Origin of the sequence: Modestobacter sp. VKM Ac-2984 (genome assembly GCF_026967985.1) — a bacterium.
Taxonomy (GTDB): domain Bacteria; phylum Actinomycetota; class Actinomycetes; order Mycobacteriales; family Geodermatophilaceae; genus Modestobacter.
The window spans coordinates 391,221-408,114 of the sequence record NZ_JAPVBJ010000001.1 but is presented as its reverse complement, the minus strand read 5'-3'; the positions used below and the strand labels follow the sequence as shown (position 1 = coordinate 408,114).

Below are 16,894 nucleotides of genomic sequence, written 5' to 3'. Positions count from 1 at the left end.
CGCGGCGCACCGGTCCAGGACGACGCACACTGGAGGACGTGCCGTGCCCGGGAGACCACCGCCGCACCGGCCTGGCCCGGCGGTGACGGCCACCGTCCAGCAGACCGCCGCCGCCCGGCCCGCCGATCCCACCGCACCGGTGCCCGCAGGTGGCTGGTTCCGCCGGCTGGTCGGCTACTGCCTGCGGCACCGGCGTGACCTGATCGGCGCGTTCGGGGCGGCGCTGATCGGCTCGGTGATCGCCGCCGGGGTGCCGCTGCTGACCCGCGAGGTGGTCGACCGGGTGGTGGCCGGCGCCGAGTCGGGGGCCCCCGTCGACGTCACCCCGTTCATCGTCGCGCTCGTGCTGGCCGGGGTGCTCCGCTTCGCGGCCGGCTTCGTCCGCCGCTACCTGGCCGGCCGGCTGTCGCTGGACGTCCAGCAGGACCTGCGCAACGACGTCGCTGCGGCCCTGTCCCGGCTGGACGGGCCGGGGCAGGACCGGCTCCAGACCGGCCAGGCGGTGAGCCGCTCGATCAGCGACATCACCCTCGTGCAGGGGCTGCTTGCCTTCCTGCCCAACCTGACCGGCAACGCGCTGCTGTTCGTCGTCTCCCTCGGCGTGATGGCCTGGCTCTCCCCGCTGCTCACCCTGGTCGCGGTCGCCGTCGGGCCGGCGCTGTGGTGGCTGGCGCTGCGCTCCCGGCGGGACCTCTTCCCGGCGAACTGGGCCGCCCAGCAGCAGGCCGGGGCGGTGGCCGGGGACGTCGAGGCCGCCGTCACCGGGGTGCGGGTGGTCAAGGGGTTCGGGCAGGAGGACCGCGAGCTCGACCGGCTGGACGGCGGCGCCCGCCGGCTCTTCGGCGCCCGAATGCGGGTGGTCCGGTTCACCGCCCACTACAACCCGCTGCTGCAGGCGGTCCCCGCGCTGGGCCAGGTCGGCGTGCTCGCGCTGGGCGGGTGGCTGGCGCTGCGCGGGTCGATCACGCTGGGCACCTTCCTGGCCTTCGCCACCTACCTGGCCGTGCTCGTCTCGCCGGTGCGCCAGCTCGCCGCTCTCCTCACCATCGCGCAGCAGGCCCGCGCCGGGGTGGAGCGGGTGCTGGAGATCGTCGACGCCCGCCCGACGGTGGTGTCCGGCGCCGACCCGCTGCCCGCGGGCCCGCTGCCGCTGGAGCTGGACGAGGTGACCTTCGGGTACGGGCCGGACCGGCCGGTGCTGTCGGAGGTGTCGCTGCGGGTCGAGCCGGGGGAGACCCTCGCGCTGGTCGGCACGTCGGGATCGGGCAAGTCCAGCGTGGTGAGCCTGCTGCCGCGCTTCTACGACGTCTCCGCCGGTGCCGTGCGGGTCGGCGGCCGCGACGTCCGGGACCTCGACCTCGGTGAGCTGCGCGGCGCGTTGGGCGTCGTCTTCGAGGACAGCTTCCTGTTCTCCGACTCGGTGCGCGCCAACATCGCCTTCGGCCGCCCGGACGCCGGCGACGCCGAGGTCCGGGCCGCCGCCCGCGCCGCCCAGGCGGACGGCTTCATCAGCGAGCTGCCCGACGGCTACGACACCGTCGTCGGCGAGCAGGGGCTGACCCTCTCCGGTGGGCAGCGGCAGCGGGTCGCCCTGGCCCGCGCACTGCTCACCGACCCGCGGGTGCTGGTGCTCGACGACGCGACCTCCGCGGTCGACGCCGCGGTCGAGGCGAGGATCCACGCGGCGCTGCGCAGCGCCGTCCGGGGCCGGACGACGTTGCTGGTCGCGCACCGCCGCTCCACCCTCGCGCTGGCCGACCGGGTGGCCGTGCTGGACGCCGGCCGGGTGGTCGACGTCGGCACCGCGGCGGAGCTGGAGGGGCGCTCACCGCTGTACCGGCTGCTGCTGTCGGGCACCGGCGGGGAGCCGGTGCCCGACGACGCGCCCCCGGCCGGCACGGTCACCCCCGCTGCCTGGCCGGAGCCCGAGCCGCTCGCCGAGGACGACGGACCGGCGCAGCCCGCGGCCCCCTCCATCGGCGGGCGGGGCTCGGCGATGGCGGCCGCGGCGCCCACCCCGGCGCTGCGGCAGCTGGTCGACCAGCTGCCCCCGACGGTCGACGACCCGGACGTGCCGACCGACCGCGCCCGCGCCGGGGACCGCGAGTTCTCGCTGTGGCGGCTGATCCGGCCGTTCCGGTGGCCGCTGGCGGGCGCCCTGGTGCTGGTCGCGCTGGACACCGCGGCCCAGCTGGCGATCCCGGCGCTGGTGCGCACCGGCGTCGACCGCGGCATCACCGAGGGGTCGACGTCCCTGCTGCTGGGGGTCGCCGGCATCGCGCTGGCCGTGGTCGGCGCCGGCCTGCTGGTCGCCCGGGGCGCCGCGTGGCTCACCGGGCGCACCGGCGAGCGGCTGCTCTACACGCTGCGGGTGAAGACCTTCGCCCAGCTCCAGCGGCTGGGGCTGGACTACTACGAGCGCGAGCTCGGCGGCCGCATCATGACCCGGATGACGACCGACGTCGACGCGCTGTCGGCGTTCCTGCAGACCGGGCTGACCACGGCGGTGATCAGCGTGCTCACCCTGGCCGGGGTGCTGGTCATCGTCTTCCTCTACGACGTCGTGCTGGCTCTGGTGCTCGTCGCGTCGCTGCCGGTGCTCGCTGCCACCACCGTGTGGTTCCGGTCCCGGTCGGTGCCGGCGTACACCGAGGCCCGGGAGCGGGTCAGCGCGGTCAACGCCCGGCTGCAGGAGGACGTCGCCGGCATCCGGGTGACCCAGGCCTTCGACCGGGCCGACCACTCGACCGCCGTCTTCCACGGGTACGCGCAGGCCTACCGCGACGTCCGGCTGCGGGCGCAGCGGTACATCGCCACCTACTTCCCGTTCGTGGAGTTCCTCGCCGAGGTGGCCGCCGCCGCGGTGCTGGCGGTGGGGGCCGCGCGGCTGGCGGCCGGCGACATCACCGTCGGTGTGCTGCTGGCCTTCGTGCTGTACGTGAACACGTTCTTCTCCCCGGTGCAGCAGCTCTCCCAGGTGTTCGACAGCTACCAGCAGGCGTCGGTGGGGCTGCGGCGGCTGCGCGGCCTGCTGCGGACGCCGACCTCCACCCCGCCCGCGGCCGACCCGGCGCCGGTGGGCCGACTGCGCGGGGAGGTGCGGCTGGCCGACGTCACGTTCAGCTACCGCGGCGCCCCGGCCCCGGCGCTGCGCGACGTCTCGCTGACCGTGGCACCGGGGGAGACCCTGGCGCTGGTGGGCGAGACCGGGGCGGGCAAGTCGACGGTGGTGAAGCTGGTCGCCCGCTTCTACGACCCGACGTCCGGGGCGGTCTGCGTCGACGGCGCCGACCTGCGCTCGCTGGACCTGCTGCAGTACCGGGCGCGGCTGGGCGTCGTCCCGCAGGAGGCGTTCCTGTTCGCCGGCACGGTGCGCGACGCGATCGCCTACGGCCGCCCCGACGCCTCGGACGCCGACGTGGAGGCCGCTGCCCGCGCGGTGGGGGCGCACGCGATGGTCGCCGGGCTGCCGCAGGGCTACCGGACGCGGGTGGGGGAGCGCGGGCGGTCGCTGTCGGCCGGGCAACGGCAGCTGCTGGCGCTGGCCCGCGCGCAGTTGGTGGACCCCGACGTCCTGCTGCTGGACGAGGCGACCGCCTCGCTGGACCTGGCCACCGAGGCGGCGGTCACCCGGGCGGCCGACGTCGTCGCCCGGCGGCGGACGACGCTGGTCGTCGCGCACCGGCTCACCACCGCGGCCCGGGCCGACCGGGTGGCGGTGCTGGACGGCGGCCGGGTCGTCGAGGTCGGGCCGCACGCCGAGCTGCTGGCCGCGGGCGGTGCCTACGCGGCGCTGTGGGCGGCCTACACCGCCGACGAGGACGCCGACCCGCTGATGGACTGAGCCCTGTCCTCAGTCCAGTCGCCAGCTGATCAGCGCACTGCCCAGCGGCGAGAGGAAGAACGCCAGCCCGGCGAGGCAGCCGAGCGCCACCAGGCCCAGGCCGACGGCCAGCACCGGTGTGGGCCGCCGCCGGAAGAGGCCGTGCAGGGCGGCGACCAGCACGGTCACCAGGCCGATCGGGGTCAGGCTGAGAGAGAGGAGGCCGGCCAGCTGGGCGAGGCCACCGACGGTGCCCTCCGGCCAGAGGTCCTTCGGGTCGTGCGCTCCACCGGCCACCTCGGCCAGCGGCACGGCATCGAGGTCGTTGACGTAGTAGGGCACGAGGACGCCGGCCAGGTACGGGGCCACCACCAGCACGGCGATCGCGGCGAGCAGCGCGACCCGGCGGCCACGCACCGGCGGGGGCGGTTGCGGGGTCCTGACGTCTTCCCCGGTGGGAACGCTCACGCGGTCGACGGTGACAGGTGCAGCTGGACCTGACCAGGAGAAGCGCCCCGTCGCGAGTGAACAGTTCGTGCCGCCCGCCCCGGCGCGTCGGCGCATGTCAGCGACCAGTTCTGCGCACTCGGCGAGGCGACGAGCGGCGCAGCCACGGTCGAGAAGTCGATTGCGCGACGTGTCAGGGTGCCGACATGTCGACCGGTGCGCAGGTACGCGATGCCGACGACGCGGACCTGGCCCAGCTGGCGGCGGTCGAGTCCGCCGCTGACGAGCTGTTCGCGCCGCTGGGCCTCACCGACCTCCCACCGCCGGCGACCGCCGAGGCGCGCGCCCGCGCCTGGCGGGTGCTGGTCGCCGGCCGACCGGTGGCCGGGTTCGCCGTCCTGGAGCTGATGGACGGCGCCGTCCACCTCGAGCAGCTGTCGGTGCACCCGGCGCACGGCCGGCGTGGGATCGGCACCGCGCTGCTCGCCGCCACCCTGGACACGGCCCGGCGCCACGAAGCCGACCGGGTCACGCTGCTCACCTACGCCGACGTCCCGTGGAACGCACCGTTCTACGCCCGGCAGGGCTGGGTGGTGACCTCCGAGCTGACCCCCGGGCTGGGGGCGTTGCGCCGCCGAGAGGTCGAGCTGGGACTGGACCGGCACGGGCCGCGGGTCGCCATGGTGCGGCCGGTCACCCGTTAGCCCCGTGCCCGCGGTGGGCATCGGTCGGGCATGACCGAGATGCGCACCGTGCCGTCGAACGCCGCCGCCGAGCTGCAGGCCGATCGTCCCCTGGGAGAGCTGGAGGTGGTGCACGCCTTCACCGAGGGACCGATGCCGACCGGGGTCTCGGTGTCGCACACCGGCCGGGTCTTCGTGAACTTCCCGAAGTGGGGCGACGACGTGCGCGCCACCGTCGCCGAGATCCGGGACGGCGAGGTCGTCGCCTTCCCCGACGAGGCGTGGAACTCACCCGCCGGCGACGACGACCGCACCGCCTTCGTCAGCGTGCAGAGCATCGTCGTCGACCCGGCCGACCGGCTCTGGGTGCTCGACACCGGCTCCCCGCTCTTCCAGCCCACCCAGGTCGGTGGCCCGAAGCTGGTCTGCGTCGACCTGGACACCGACACCGTCGTGCAGACGATCGTCCTCCCGCGGGAGACCGCCCTGGAGACGACCTACCTCAACGACGTCCGCTTCGACCTGCGCCGTGGCGAGGCGGGGGTCGCCTACATCACCGACTCCGCCGACTCCGGTGAGAACGCGATCATCGTGGTCGACCTGGCCACCGGTGACTCCTGGCGACGACTGCGCGACCACCCCTCCACCAAGGCGCAGGTGCCGCCGGAGCTGCTGCTCATGGTGGAGGGCCGGCCGTTCCTGGAGCAGCCGGAGCCCGACGCCGAGCCCCAGCCGGTGGCGATGGGCTCGGACGGGATCGCGATCTCCGCCGACGGCGCGCGGCTCTGGTACTGCCCGCTGGCCGCCCGGCACTGGTACAGCGTGGCCACCGACGCGCTGGTCGACCGCAGCCTGGACGACGACGCGGTGGCGGCGACCGTCGTCGACGAGGGCGACAAGGGCAGCGCCGGGGACGGCCTGGAGACCGACGACGCCGGCAACCTCTACGCGACCGCAGGGGAGCAGAACGCGATCCTCCGCCGCCGCCCCGACGGCACGATCGAGACCGTCGTGCACGACCCCCGGCTGCTGTGGCCGGACACCATGTCGGTGGCCGCCGACGGCCACCTCTACGTCACCGCCAACCAGCTGCACCGGCAGGCCCGGTACGCCGGCGGCGTCGACCAGCGCCGGTACCCCTACCTGCTGCTGCGCACCCCGATCGGGGCCGGGCCGGTCCGCCTCCGGTGACGGCGGTGGCCGGGTAGGGCGCTGCCCTACAGTCCCCTCCCGTGGCAGCCGTGGTGCGAGGTCGGCGATGAGCGGTCCGGCGGTGGGGGAGCGGAGCGGCTCCGGCCGCCCTCTGGGTGCGGTGACCGCCGCGCTGGAGGCCCGTTACGACCCGGCGCTCGCCGAGCCGTGGGACGCCGTCGGGCTGGTGTGCGGCGACCCCGCCGAGGTGGTCCGCTCGGTGCTGTTCGCCGTCGACCCGACGGCCGCCGTGGTGGACGAGGCAATCGCCCTGGGCGCCGACCTGGTGGTCACCCACCACCCGCTGCTGCTCACCCCGGTGCACGGCGTGCCCGCCGACGACCCCAAGGGCCGCCTGGTGCACCGGCTGGTCCGCGCCGGCATCGGGCTGTTCGTCGCGCACACCAACGCCGACCGCGCCGCCGGGCACGGCGTCAACGACGCGCTGGCCGCAGCCGTGGGGCTGGTCGACACGGTGCCGCTGGAGCCGGCGGCCAGCCCCGGGGCCGGGCTCGGCCGCATCGGGGTGCTCCGGGAGACGACCAGCCTGCAGCAGTTCGCCGAGCAGGTGGCCGCCGCGCTGCCGGCCACATCCGGGGGCGTGCGGGTCGTCGGTGACCCCGGGCGGCCCGTGCGCACCGTCGCCGTCTGCGGCGGCAGCGGCGGCTCCCTGCTGGCCGCGGCCACCGACGCCGGCGCCGACGTGTTCCTGACCAGCGACGTCAAGCACCACCCGGCGGTCGACGCGGCCGAGGTCCCCGGACCGGCCCTCTGCGACGTGGCGCACTACGCGTCGGAGTGGCCCTGGCTGCCGGTCGCCGCCGACCTGCTGCACCGGGACCTGGGCGGGGAGGTCCAGGTCACCGTGTCCGGCCGGCGCACCGACCCGTGGACGTTCCGCGTCGACAGGGAGCCCCACCGCTGATCGCACCGGCCCGGGCCGGGTGGTCCGGCGGGCCCCGCCGCGCGGGTAGGTTGAGCCCGTGCAGGCTGACCACTTCGACCAGCAGAAGCTGCTGGCTCTCGCTGCGGAGGACGTCGCCCTCGCGCAACTCGCCCACCGCAAGCGCACCCTTCCCGAGCTCGCCGCCGTCGAGGCCGCCCAGGAGGCGCAGCGGGCCCTCATGGACGACGTCGTCCGGGCCGAGACCGAGGTGCGTGACCTCGACCGCGAGCAGAAGCGGTTGGAGGCCGACGTCGACACCGTCCGGCAGCGGGCCGCCCGCGACCAGTCGCGGATCGACTCCGGCGGGGCGACCCCCAAGGAGATCACCGGCCTGCAGCACGAGCTGGAGTCGCTGAACCGCCGGCAGGGCGACCTGGAGGACCAGGTGCTCGAGCTGATGGAGCGCCGCGAGACCGCCGACTCCGCTCTCGCCACGGCGCAGGGCGGGCTGGCCGGGGCGCAGGCCGACCAGGAGCAGGCCGAGCAGCGGCGGGACGAGGCGCTGGCGCAGATCGCCGAGGCCACCGCGCAGCACCGGGCCAAGCGTGACGAGATCGCCGGCACCGTCCCCGCCGACCTGCTGAAGGTCTACGACCGGGTCGCCGCGCAGACCGGCAGCACCGGCGCCGCCGAGCTGAAGGCCCGTCGCTGCCAGGGCTGCCGGATCGAGTTCTACGGCACCGAGCTGGCCTCCTACCGCAACGCCGACCCGCACACCGTGCTGCGTTGCGAGAACTGCAACCGGGTCCTGGTCCGCACCGCCGAGTCCGGGCTGTGAGGGCAGAAATGGCCATGTCTGTCCCCGGCGGATCGGCGTGAGCCGCCGGCTCATCATCGAGGCGGACGGCGGGTCGCGGGGCAACCCCGGGCCGGCCGGGTACGGCGCGCTGGTGAAGGACGCCGAGACCGGCCGGCTGCTCGCCGAGCGGGCCGAGTCCGTCGGGCGGGCCACCAACAACGTCGCCGAGTACGGCGGTCTGGTCGCCGGGCTGCAGGCCGTCCTCGACCTCGACCCGAGCGCGAGCGTCGAGGTCCGGATGGACTCCAAGCTCGTCGTGGAGCAGATGTCGGGTCGCTGGCAGATCAAGCACCCGGACATGAAGAAGCTCGCGGTGCAGGCCCGGGACATCGCCCGCCAGCTCGGCTCGGTGCGTTACACCTGGATCCCCCGGGCGCAGAACAGCGCCGCGGACGCGCTGGCCAACAGCGCGATGGACGGCAAGCCGGTGCGTCGCGACCTGTCCACCGAGCCGGTGGTGGTCGAGGACGACACCCAGCCGACCGCCGAGCCGGCACCGGTCGTCGCCACCGTGACCCACCTGCTGCGGCACGGGCGCACCGAGCACACCCCGGAGCGTCGGTTCAGTGGCAGCAGCGATCTGTCGCTGTCCGAGCTCGGGCGCGCGGACGCCGCAGCCGCCGCCCGGCACCTGGCCGGGCGGGGCATCGACGTGATCGTCAGCTCCCCGCTGCAGCGCACCCGGCAGACCGCCGAGGCGGCCGCAGAGGTGCTCGGTGTCCCGGTCGAGGTCGACACCGACCTGCGCGAGCTCGACTTCGGCGCCTGGGAGGGGCTGACCGCGGCCGAGGCCCAGGCGAAGAGCCCGCTGGCGTTCCGGCGCTGGTCGGGTGCCACCGACGTCCGCCCGCCCGGTGGGGAGTCGATCGCCGACGTCTCCGCCCGGGTCGCCCGGGCGCGGGCGCGGGTCCTGGAGCGGCACGCCGGGAAGACGGTGCTGCTGGTCAGCCACGTGACCCCGATCAAGCTCCTGCTGGCCGCGGGGCTCGGCGTCGGGGACGAGATCGTGCACCGGGTGTTCCTGGAGGCCGCGTCGCTGTCGACGGTCACCTGGTCCTCCGACGGCCGCACCACGGTGCGGCTGGTGAACGACACCTCTCATCTCGGCTGACCGCTGCACCTCGGCTGATCGCCCGGGAAGCCGGGCGCGGCCTCGACTGTTGGACCTTCCGGTACCCGACCCGGCCTCCTGAGGAGTTCTGTGACCGCGACCGTCGCCGCTGATGACCGCACCATGTCCGCCGCCGAGTACGAGACGTGGGCGGCGGAGATCCGCCGGCTGGCCGACGAGCGCGGGGCCGTCGTCCTGGCGCACAACTACCAGGTCCCCGAGATCCAGGACGTCGCCCACTTCACCGGCGACTCGCTGTACCTCTCCCGGGTCGCCGCCGAGACCGACGCACGCGAGATCGTCTTCTGCGGCGTCCACTTCATGGCCGAGACGGCGAAGATCCTGTCGCCGGACAAGACCGTGCTGCTGCCCGACCACGCCGCCGGCTGCTCGCTGGCCGACAGCATCACCGCCGAGCAGCTGCGGGAGTGGAAGGCCGAGCACCCGGGTGCCGTCGTGGTCAGCTACGTCAACACCACCGCAGCGGTGAAGGCCGAGACCGACATCTGCTGCACGTCGTCCAACGCCGCCGACGTCGTGCGGTCGATCCCGGCCGACCAGGAGATCCTCTTCCTGCCCGACCAGTTCCTGGGCGCGCACGTGAAGCGGGTGACCGGCCGGTCGAACATCTCGATCTGGGCGGGGGAGTGCCACGTGCACGCCGGGATCAGCCCGGCCGACGTCCGGTCGCAGATCGCCGCCCACCCGGACGCGGAGATCCTGGTCCACCCCGAGTGCGGGTGCACCACCTCGGTGCTGGACCTGGTCAGCCACGGTGACCTGCCGGCCGACCGCACCCGGGTGCTCTCGACGGGGGGCATGGCCACCGCCGCCGCGGCCAGCACCGCGAGCCAGGTGCTGGTGGCCACCGAGATCGGCATCCTGCACCAGCTGCGGTCGCTGAACTCGACGACCGAGTTCATCCCGATGAACGCCCGGGCCGCCTGCCGCTACATGAAGATGATCACCCCGGCGAAGCTGCTGCACACCCTGCGCACCGGTGAGGGTGCGATCGACGTCGACCCGGACACCGCGGCCCGCGCCCGCCGGGCGGTCGAGGCGATGATCGCGATCGGCGAGCCCGGCCGCGGCGGGGAGTGAGCCTCACCCGCAGTTGATCATCGGCGATCGGCTGTCCCGGCCGGCGTGCCGTGCAGCCACTCGCCGATGATCAGCGGGCGCTGAGGTCAGGTGCGCAGGAACAGGTAGATCGACACCCCGACGCCGAACGCGACGATGAGCACGCGCAGCGGCGTGGTCGGGATCCGGGTCGCCACCTTCGCGCCGAGGAACCCGCCGAGCAGGGCGGCCGGCGCACAGACGGCGACGTAGGCCCACTCCACCGGGCCCCAGATGCCGAAGACGACGACGGTCACCGAGGCGGTGACCAGCGAGATCGCGCTCTTCATCGCGTTGGCCAGCTTCAGCCGGCCCAGCCCCAACCCCAGGACGCCGACCAGGATGACGCCCAGCGCGCCGCCGAAGTAGCCGCCGTAGACGGTGGCCAGGAACAGCGCCACGTACAGCCACACCGGGTCGACGTGGGCGACGCCCTCCGGCTGCTTCTTGAGCCGCTTGGTGATCATCGTCTGGAAGGCGAGCAGGATGCTGGCGAGGAAGACCAGCACCGGGACGACGGTGTCGAAGGCCTCGGTCGGCGTGGTCAGCAGCAGCACCGATCCCACCGTGCCGCCCAGCACCGCGACCACCGAGAACCGGATCATCCGGCCCCGCTGACCGCCGTACTCCTTGCGGAAGCCGAGCACCCCGCCGATGTAGCCCGGCCACTGGGCGACCGAGTTGGTCACGTTGGCCGCCACCGTCCCCAGCCCCAGGGCGACCAGCACGGGGAAGAGGATCAGCGACCCGCCGCCGGCGATCGAGTTGATGCCGCCGGCCAGGAGAGCGACCCCCGCGGCGATGAGCAGGTCGACAGGGGACACGGGCGCGGAGCCTACTGTCCGGTTCATGAGGGACGACGTGCGCGCACTGGTGATGGCCGCCGGGATGGCCGGGTCGGGCGCGGTGCACCTGGTGCGGCCGCAGACCTACGACTGGATGATCCCCCCGGAGCTGGGGCCCGCGCGGCCGTGGGTGACCGGCAGCGGGGTGGCCGAGCTGGCCACGGCTGCCCTGCTCGCCGTCCCGCGGACCCGCCGGCTCGGGGGCTGGGCCGCGGCGGCCGTGCTGGTCGGCGTGCTGCCCGCACACGCCCAGACGCTCCGCAGGTTCCGGCGCGACCCGGCCAGGCTCACGGTCGCGGTGGCGCGGATCCCCTTCCAGGTGCCGATGCTCAGCGCCGCGCTGCGGGTCGCCCGAGGCCGCTGATCAGCGGCCGCGGACCGGGGGCGGCTCGGGGTCGGTGAGCCGCGGGCCGTCCATCAGGCTGCCGGCCTGCTTGACCCGGCGCAGCACCGTCGAGGTCTCCAGCGTGCGCACCGGCAGGGCGCCGACCCGGTCGGTGAGGAAGCGGTACAGGTGGGCGGTGTCCCGGCAGGTCACCGCCACCATCAGGTTGGCCGGGCCGGTGACGACTGCGGTGAAGCCGGTCTCCGGCGCGCGGGCCAGGGACTCACCGACGTGGGCGATGTCCTTCGGGGCGACGCCCAGCCAGAGCAGCGCGCTCACCGGGTGCCCGAGCAGCTCGGTGGCGATCTCCAGGTCGAAGTAGAGGGCGCCGGCCGAGCGCAGCGCATCCACCCGCCGGGCCACCCGGCTCTCCGACCAGCCGGTGACCCCGGCGAGCTCGGCCCAGCTGAGCCGGCCGTCGGTGGCGAGCGCGGCGAGCAGCAGCTCGTCCTCCGGGTCCAGCACCACGGGGGTGGGGGTCGTCCGGGCCGATTCGGAGCCCAGGGCGGCGATCTGCTCTGCGCTGAGCGGGTCGTCGAAGTCGGTCCACTCGTAGGCGCCGCCGACGTAGGAGTGCAGCACCGAGAACGCGGCCAGGTCGATGACCTGGACGGTGCGCGGCAGCCGGTCCAGCAGCAGGGCGTCGCGCTGGCGGGTCGTGCGGGGGCGCGTGGAGCAGGTGATCTCCGCGCCGCCGGCGGTCAGGCTCACCCACGAGACGTCGGGACGGCGGGCCAGGGCGTCCGCCACGGCCCCCGCGGCGGCCGGCTGCACCCGCATCCGGATGTGCCAGCTGGGCTCGGCGGCCTCCGGGGTGGTGAGCCCGAGCACCCGGACCACACCGTCGGCCCGCAGCCGCCGCCACCGGCGGGCCACGGTCTGCTCCGAGACGCCCAGGACGGCGCCGATGCGACTGAACGGGGTCCGGCCGTCGACCTGCATGGCGTGCACGATCTGGCGGTCCACTGCGTCGAGCACGGTCGCCATCCTGCACCACGGGACCCGAGATGGAGGATCCCGTCACCGCGGGCCGGGCGAGCCGGGTTCCGTCCCAGGACCGTTGCACAGTGGCACCATGCGCACGTGGCTGCCGCTGGTCGCGATCTGCACCGGCACGTTCATGCTCCTCATCGACGTCACGATCGTGAACGTCGCCCTGCCCGACATGGCCACCGACCTGGACACCAGCTTCGGTCAGCTCCAGTGGGTCGTCGACGTGTACGCCCTCGCGCTGGCGGCCCTGGTGCTGGGCGCCGGGTCGCTCGCCGACCTGTACGGGCGGCGCCGGGTCTCCCTGATCGGCCTGGTGCTCTTCGCCGTGGCGTCGCTGGCCTGCGGGCTCGCCCCCAGCGCTGAGCTGCTGATCGGGGCGCGGGCGGTGCAGGGCATCGGGGCGGCGGCCATGCTGGCCACCACCATCGCGCTAATCAACACCAGCTACGAGGGGCGCGACCGCGGGACCGCCTTCGGCGTCTGGGGGGCCGTGGTCGGGGCGGCCGCGGCCCTGGGCCCGATCCTCGGTGGCGCGCTCACCGAGCTGGACTGGCGGTGGATCTTCTTCGTCAACCTGCCGATCAGCGTGTTCGGTGTCGTGCTGACCCTCATCGCGGTGCAGGAGACGCGCCAGCCGAACGCCCCGCGGCCCGACGTCCCCGGCATCGTGCTGTTCACCCTCGGCGCCTCGGGGCTCGTCTTCGGCCTCGTGCGCGCCGCCGCCGACGGGTGGAGCGCCCCGGTCGCCTGGGGCCCGCTGGCCGCCGGCGTCCTCGTGCTGGCCGCCTGGGTGCGCGTCGAGCGCGGTCGCCCGGCGCCGATGCTCGACGTCCGGCTGTTCGGCAACCGCTCCTTCACCGGGATCATGCTCGGCGCGCTGCTGCTGAACGCCGCGGCGTTCAGCGGCAGCCTCTACATCTCGCTGTGGCTGCAGTCGGTGCTCGGGCTCTCGCCGCTGCAGGCCGGGCTGGTGTTCATCCCGCTCTCGGCGTTCAGCTTCGTCGTGGCCGCCTTCGCCGGGCGCTGGCTCCAGACGATGCCCCCGCGGTTCGTGCTCGGCGGCGGGCTGGTCGTCATCGGCGTCGCCGAGCTGCTGATGGCGTTCGTGCAGGCCGACTCCTCGTGGCGGGTCCTGGTCCCGGGGCTGGCCGTGCTGGGCATCGGGGTCGGGGTGGCCAACCCGACGCTGGCGTCCTCGGCGCTGGCCGCGGTGCCGCGCGAGCGCAGCGGGATGGCGTCGGGGGCGGTGAACACCGCCCGGCAGCTCGGTTTCGCCCTCGGCGTGGCGGTGCTCGGCAGCGTCTTCACCGCGCAGGCGGCCGGCGTGCTCCGGGACGCCGGCGCAGCCGACCCCGCGGACACCGCCTCCGCGCTGACCGCCGGCCAGGCCGGTCAGCTCGTCGGCTCGGCGCCCCCCGCGGACCGGGCCGGGCTCGCCGACCTGCTCGGCAGTGCCTACGCCAGCGGGCTGCGGGAGGTGTTCCTGGTCAGTGGCGGCGCCGGCATCGTGGGCGGGCTGCTGGTGCTGTGGCTGGTGCGCGCCCCGGCCCCGAGCCAGGGCGGGCCGCGGGCGGCGGAGCCGGAGACCGCCCCGGCGCGCTGAGCGGGCAGACTCCGGGCATGGCCACCGCCCGCGCCCCGTTCCCGGACGACTGGCAGCGCGCGCTCGTCGTCGCCGCCCACCCCGACGACATCGAGTACGGCCCCGCGGCTGCGGTCGCGGTGTGGACGGCGGCAGGCAAGGAGGTGCACTACCTGCTGGCCACCCGCGGCGAGGCGGGCATCGCCGGGCTGTCCCCGGCCGAGGCCGGTCCGCTGCGCGAGGAGGAGGAGCGCCGCTCGGCCGCCGTCGTCGGCGTCTCGGAGGTGGAGTTCCTCGACCACTCCGACGGCGTGCTCGTCGCCGACCTGCAGCTGCGCCGGGACCTCGCCGGGGCGCTGCGCCGGCACCGGCCCGACCTGGTCGTGGTCATGCACGGCGGGGACACCTGGACCCCGCCGGAGGTCACCCCCGGCGCGCTGAACTCCGCCGACCACCGGGCGCTGACCCGGTCGCTGCTGGACGCCGTCGCCGACGCGGGCAACGAGTGGATCTTCCCCGACCTGACCGAGACGCCCTGGTCGGGCGTGCAGTACGTGGCCGTGCACGCGGTCGGGTACCCGCCGCCGCACGTGGTCGACGTCAGCGCCGGCGTCGAGACCGCCGTCGCCTCCCTCGTCGAGCACCGCCGCTACCTCGAGGCGCTGTCCGACGACCCGGTCGAGGAGCAGGCCCGCCGGCAGGTCGACATGGCCACGCTGACCGAGGACGGCGGGCGCCAGGTCGGCTTCCGGCTCTACTGGGGCTGAGCCGCAGCCGGCCTGAGCGGCGGGGGTAGGCTGCCGACACGACGGACGAGTCGGCTGGGCGGTCGCGTCGGTGGGGGAGACCTTGCCGCCGAGGAACGTCCGGGCTCCACAGGGCAGGGTGGTCGCCAACAGCGACCCGGGGTGACCCGCGGGAAAGTGCCACAGAGAACAGACCGCCAGTGCTCGCACTGGTAAGGGTGAAACGGCGGTGTAAGAGACCACCGCACACCGGGTGACCGGTGTGGCTCGGTAAACCCCACCCGGAGCAAGGTCGAAAAGGGACGGCGGTCCGCCGCCGTCCTGCGCAGGCGTTCGAGGGCTGCCCGCCCGAGCCTGCGGGTGGACCGCTCGAGCCTGTCGGCAACGGCAGGCCTAGATGGATGGCCGCTCATCGGGACGCCGCGAGGCGCCCGGGGACAGAACCCGGCGTACAGGCCGACTCGTCCGTCGCCCCCTCAGCCGCTGCCTCCCTCCGGGGAGGCGTCGGCGCTCGCCCGGTGCGCCGTGCCCGGCGGTCAGCGCAGGGCGTCACCGCCGACCTCGGCGACGATCGCCCGGAACGTGGTGGTGTCCACCTCGTCGTCCACCGTGACCCGCACGATGTCGGTGATCTGCTGGCTGGACGCCGTCCGGCAGGCGCTCACCCGGGCTGCGGCGATCAGCGTCAGCTGCTGCAGGCGGGCGGTGGGCTGGGGGACCGGGGGGAGTCGCTTCGGGCGCATGGCCGGACGGTAGGCAGACCGTCCAGCAGTTCCCCGCAGGTTGCTGCACCGTGTCGTCTCACGGCCACCCCACAGGGCACACGAGCCGTCTCCGTCCCCCTGGGCACCCCTGCGGTCGGTTCTTCCGGTCGGGCGGTGGGCTGGGAGACTGCGCGGGTGACGCGCTGGCTGACCTGGGTGGGCGTCGCCGTGGCCGTCGTCCTGCTCAGCTGGGCGGTGCTCGTGCTGCTGGCCCGCACGCTGCCGCCGGGCACGGCTCGGGAGCTGGCCCGGTTCCTCCCCGCCTGCGCCACCGCTCTCCGCCGGCTGCGCCGGCATCCTGCGGTGCCGCGCCGGGCGAAGGTGGCGCTGTTGCTGGCCGGGCTGTGGGTGCTCTCGCCGATCGACCTGATCCCGGAGTTCCTGCCGGTCATCGGGCCGCTGGACGACGTCGTGGTGGTCGCCCTGGCGCTGCGCTACGCGGCCCGCCGGGTGCCCCGGGACGTGCTGCTGGACGCCTGGCCGGGTGACCGCCGCATCATCGAGCGGCTGCTCGGTCCAGGTGTCCCGGGGACGCCCCGCCCGACCGGGCACTGAGCCCGGTTTCGGTGAGCCGGCCGGACGCGCGGGCTCCCGGCCTGCCGGGTGCAGGAGTGGCGGCGTGTCAGGGCGGCCAGGAGCCTGTCCGGTGACCCCGCGCTGACCGCGGTCACCGTCGGCGCCTCGCTGTTCGGTCTGCTCGCCGGAGCACTGGGAACCGGGGCGCCGGGCGGTTCCCGTGGTCGGCCGGCGCGCGACCGGCCGACCTCATGGCCCGGGGAGCGCCGCGGTCCGCCCGCCGGTCCTCGCGGTGGCCACCGGCCTGCTCGCCGGCCTGATCGCGCTGCGCATCGGTCCGACGGCGGAGCTGCCCGCCTTCCTGCTGCTCGGCGCTGCTGGTCGGTGCGGCGGCCGGGTTCGTCGTCCGGGCCGGCCTCGCCCTCATCCTGCTCGCCGCCGGCCGGGTCCGGCGCAGCAGTTCCCTGCCGTTCGGGCCGGCGATGCTGCTCGGTGCGGCTGTCGGAGTTGCACTCCCGTTCCCCTGATGCAACAGGCCCGTGGCCCGGGTCACAACTCTCTGTGACGGTCGCCGGTGACCGACCCCCGGACGGCTGGCGTCGTTACCCCGGACGGGGGGCGTTGCTCAAGTTCGCCCTAGTGGAACTCGATGGTCTCGGTGCAGCCGCAAGGACTGGTCAGCCGACCGGTGCCAGCCGGCCAGACACCCTCGGGAGATCACCGTGGTCCAGCTCTACACCACCCTGTACACCCTCGCCTCCTTCGCCACCGACCGGCTGAAGAAGGAGGAGAAGGGCGCGACCGCCGTCGAGTACGGCCTGATGGTCGGCCTCATCGCCGTCGTGATCATCGTCGCCGTCACCGCGCTCGGTGGCCAGCTGAACACCCTCTTCACGACCATCACCACGAAGCTCGGCGGGACCGTCACGGGCTGACGCCGCGCG

At 74.8% G+C, this 16,894-nt stretch carries 16 protein-coding genes and 1 other RNA gene; 13 read left to right on the top strand and 4 right to left on the bottom strand.

The window, feature by feature from the left end:
* The first annotated feature begins 82 nt into the window (after window positions 1–82).
* Window positions 83–3,844 carry an ABC transporter ATP-binding protein gene (locus O2W16_RS01950; RefSeq protein WP_269157115.1) on the top strand — a complete coding sequence of 1,254 codons (3,762 nt, stop codon included), beginning with the start codon at window positions 83–85 and terminating at the stop codon, window positions 3,842–3,844.
* A 9-nt stretch (window positions 3,845–3,853) separates the two neighbouring features.
* Here the strand turns inward: O2W16_RS01950 and O2W16_RS01945 are convergent, their stop codons facing one another.
* Window positions 3,854–4,291 carry a hypothetical protein gene (locus tag O2W16_RS01945; RefSeq protein WP_269157114.1) on the bottom strand — a complete coding sequence of 146 codons (438 nt, stop codon included), beginning with the start codon at window positions 4,289–4,291 and terminating at the stop codon, window positions 3,854–3,856.
* A 185-nt stretch (window positions 4,292–4,476) separates the two neighbouring features.
* Between O2W16_RS01945 and O2W16_RS01940 the strand changes: the two genes are divergently transcribed.
* From O2W16_RS01940 to nadA, 6 genes are all read left to right on the top strand, one after another.
* Window positions 4,477–4,974 (top strand): GNAT family N-acetyltransferase, encoded by a 498-nt coding sequence (locus O2W16_RS01940; protein ID WP_269157113.1) that lies wholly within the window; start codon window positions 4,477–4,479, stop codon window positions 4,972–4,974.
* Window positions 4,975–5,004: 30 nt separating this feature from the next.
* Window positions 5,005–6,144 carry an L-dopachrome tautomerase-related protein gene (locus O2W16_RS01935; RefSeq protein WP_269157112.1) on the top strand — a complete coding sequence of 380 codons (1,140 nt, stop codon included), beginning with the start codon at window positions 5,005–5,007 and terminating at the stop codon, window positions 6,142–6,144.
* Between the two features lie 67 nt (window positions 6,145–6,211).
* Window positions 6,212–7,069: a Nif3-like dinuclear metal center hexameric protein gene (locus tag O2W16_RS01930; RefSeq protein WP_269157111.1), complete on the top strand. Its 858-nt coding sequence runs from the start codon at window positions 6,212–6,214 to the stop codon at window positions 7,067–7,069.
* Window positions 7,070–7,127: 58 nt separating this feature from the next.
* Window positions 7,128–7,868 (top strand): zinc ribbon domain-containing protein, encoded by a 741-nt coding sequence (locus tag O2W16_RS01925; RefSeq protein ID WP_269157110.1) that lies wholly within the window; start codon window positions 7,128–7,130, stop codon window positions 7,866–7,868.
* A 37-nt stretch (window positions 7,869–7,905) separates the two neighbouring features.
* Window positions 7,906–9,000: a bifunctional RNase H/acid phosphatase gene (locus O2W16_RS01920; protein ID WP_269157109.1), complete on the top strand. Its 1,095-nt coding sequence runs from the start codon at window positions 7,906–7,908 to the stop codon at window positions 8,998–9,000.
* A 90-nt stretch (window positions 9,001–9,090) separates the two neighbouring features.
* Complete coding sequence (gene nadA, locus O2W16_RS01915) at window positions 9,091–10,101, top strand: quinolinate synthase NadA (RefSeq protein ID WP_269157108.1); 1,011 nt, start codon at window positions 9,091–9,093, stop codon at window positions 10,099–10,101.
* Between the two features lie 86 nt (window positions 10,102–10,187).
* On the opposite strand, the gene O2W16_RS01910 is transcribed toward nadA, so the two are convergent.
* Window positions 10,188–10,943: a sulfite exporter TauE/SafE family protein gene (locus O2W16_RS01910; protein WP_269157107.1), complete on the bottom strand. Its 756-nt coding sequence runs from the start codon at window positions 10,941–10,943 to the stop codon at window positions 10,188–10,190.
* A 25-nt stretch (window positions 10,944–10,968) separates the two neighbouring features.
* On the opposite strand from O2W16_RS01910, the gene O2W16_RS01905 reads away from it, so the two are divergent.
* A complete protein-coding gene (locus O2W16_RS01905) occupies window positions 10,969–11,328 on the top strand; it encodes a DoxX family protein (protein ID WP_269157106.1) in 360 nt (119 codons plus the stop codon).
* Here the strand turns inward: O2W16_RS01905 and O2W16_RS01900 are convergent, their stop codons facing one another.
* Window positions 11,329–12,327 (bottom strand): Lrp/AsnC family transcriptional regulator, encoded by a 999-nt coding sequence (locus O2W16_RS01900; protein WP_269157105.1) that lies wholly within the window; start codon window positions 12,325–12,327, stop codon window positions 11,329–11,331.
* 97 nt (window positions 12,328–12,424) lie between these two features.
* Between O2W16_RS01900 and O2W16_RS01895 the strand changes: the two genes are divergently transcribed.
* The 3 genes from O2W16_RS01895 to rnpB all read left to right on the top strand — a co-directional run bounded on the left by O2W16_RS01895 (window position 12,425) and on the right by rnpB (window position 15,138).
* Window positions 12,425–13,945 (top strand): MFS transporter, encoded by a 1,521-nt coding sequence (locus O2W16_RS01895; RefSeq protein ID WP_269157104.1) that lies wholly within the window; start codon window positions 12,425–12,427, stop codon window positions 13,943–13,945.
* Window positions 13,946–13,962: 17 nt separating this feature from the next.
* Complete coding sequence (locus tag O2W16_RS01890; protein WP_269157103.1) at window positions 13,963–14,691, top strand: PIG-L deacetylase family protein; 729 nt, start codon at window positions 13,963–13,965, stop codon at window positions 14,689–14,691.
* A gap of 46 nt (window positions 14,692–14,737) precedes the next feature.
* Window positions 14,738–15,138: RNase P RNA component class A (gene rnpB, locus O2W16_RS01885), an RNA gene on the top strand.
* A gap of 68 nt (window positions 15,139–15,206) precedes the next feature.
* Here the strand turns inward: rnpB and O2W16_RS01880 are convergent.
* Window positions 15,207–15,413 (bottom strand): hypothetical protein, encoded by a 207-nt coding sequence (locus tag O2W16_RS01880; RefSeq protein ID WP_269157102.1) that lies wholly within the window; start codon window positions 15,411–15,413, stop codon window positions 15,207–15,209.
* A 156-nt stretch (window positions 15,414–15,569) separates the two neighbouring features.
* On the opposite strand from O2W16_RS01880, the gene O2W16_RS01875 reads away from it, so the two are divergent.
* Window positions 15,570–15,989 carry a YkvA family protein gene (locus O2W16_RS01875; RefSeq protein WP_269157101.1) on the top strand — a complete coding sequence of 140 codons (420 nt, stop codon included), beginning with the start codon at window positions 15,570–15,572 and terminating at the stop codon, window positions 15,987–15,989.
* A 683-nt stretch (window positions 15,990–16,672) separates the two neighbouring features.
* Window positions 16,673–16,885 carry a Flp family type IVb pilin gene (locus tag O2W16_RS01870; protein ID WP_269157100.1) on the top strand — a complete coding sequence of 71 codons (213 nt, stop codon included), beginning with the start codon at window positions 16,673–16,675 and terminating at the stop codon, window positions 16,883–16,885.
* Window positions 16,886–16,894 lie beyond the last annotated feature (9 nt).

Bases quoted from the DNA above. Each gene is read 5' to 3' on its own strand.
- O2W16_RS01940 (WP_269157113.1), top strand. From the start codon at position 4,477: ATGTCGACCGGTGCGCAGGTACGCGATGCCGACGACGCGGACCTGGCC.
- O2W16_RS01935 (WP_269157112.1), top strand. From the start codon at position 5,005: ATGACCGAGATGCGCACCGTGCCGTCGAACGCCGCCGCCGAGCTGCAG.
- O2W16_RS01930 (WP_269157111.1), top strand. From the start codon at position 6,212: ATGAGCGGTCCGGCGGTGGGGGAGCGGAGCGGCTCCGGCCGCCCTCTG.
- O2W16_RS01905 (WP_269157106.1), top strand. From the start codon at position 10,969: ATGAGGGACGACGTGCGCGCACTGGTGATGGCCGCCGGGATGGCCGGG.
- O2W16_RS01895 (WP_269157104.1), top strand. From the start codon at position 12,425: ATGCGCACGTGGCTGCCGCTGGTCGCGATCTGCACCGGCACGTTCATG.
- O2W16_RS01890 (WP_269157103.1), top strand. From the start codon at position 13,963: ATGGCCACCGCCCGCGCCCCGTTCCCGGACGACTGGCAGCGCGCGCTC.
- O2W16_RS01880 (WP_269157102.1), bottom strand. From the start codon at position 15,413: ATGCGCCCGAAGCGACTCCCCCCGGTCCCCCAGCCCACCGCCCGCCTG.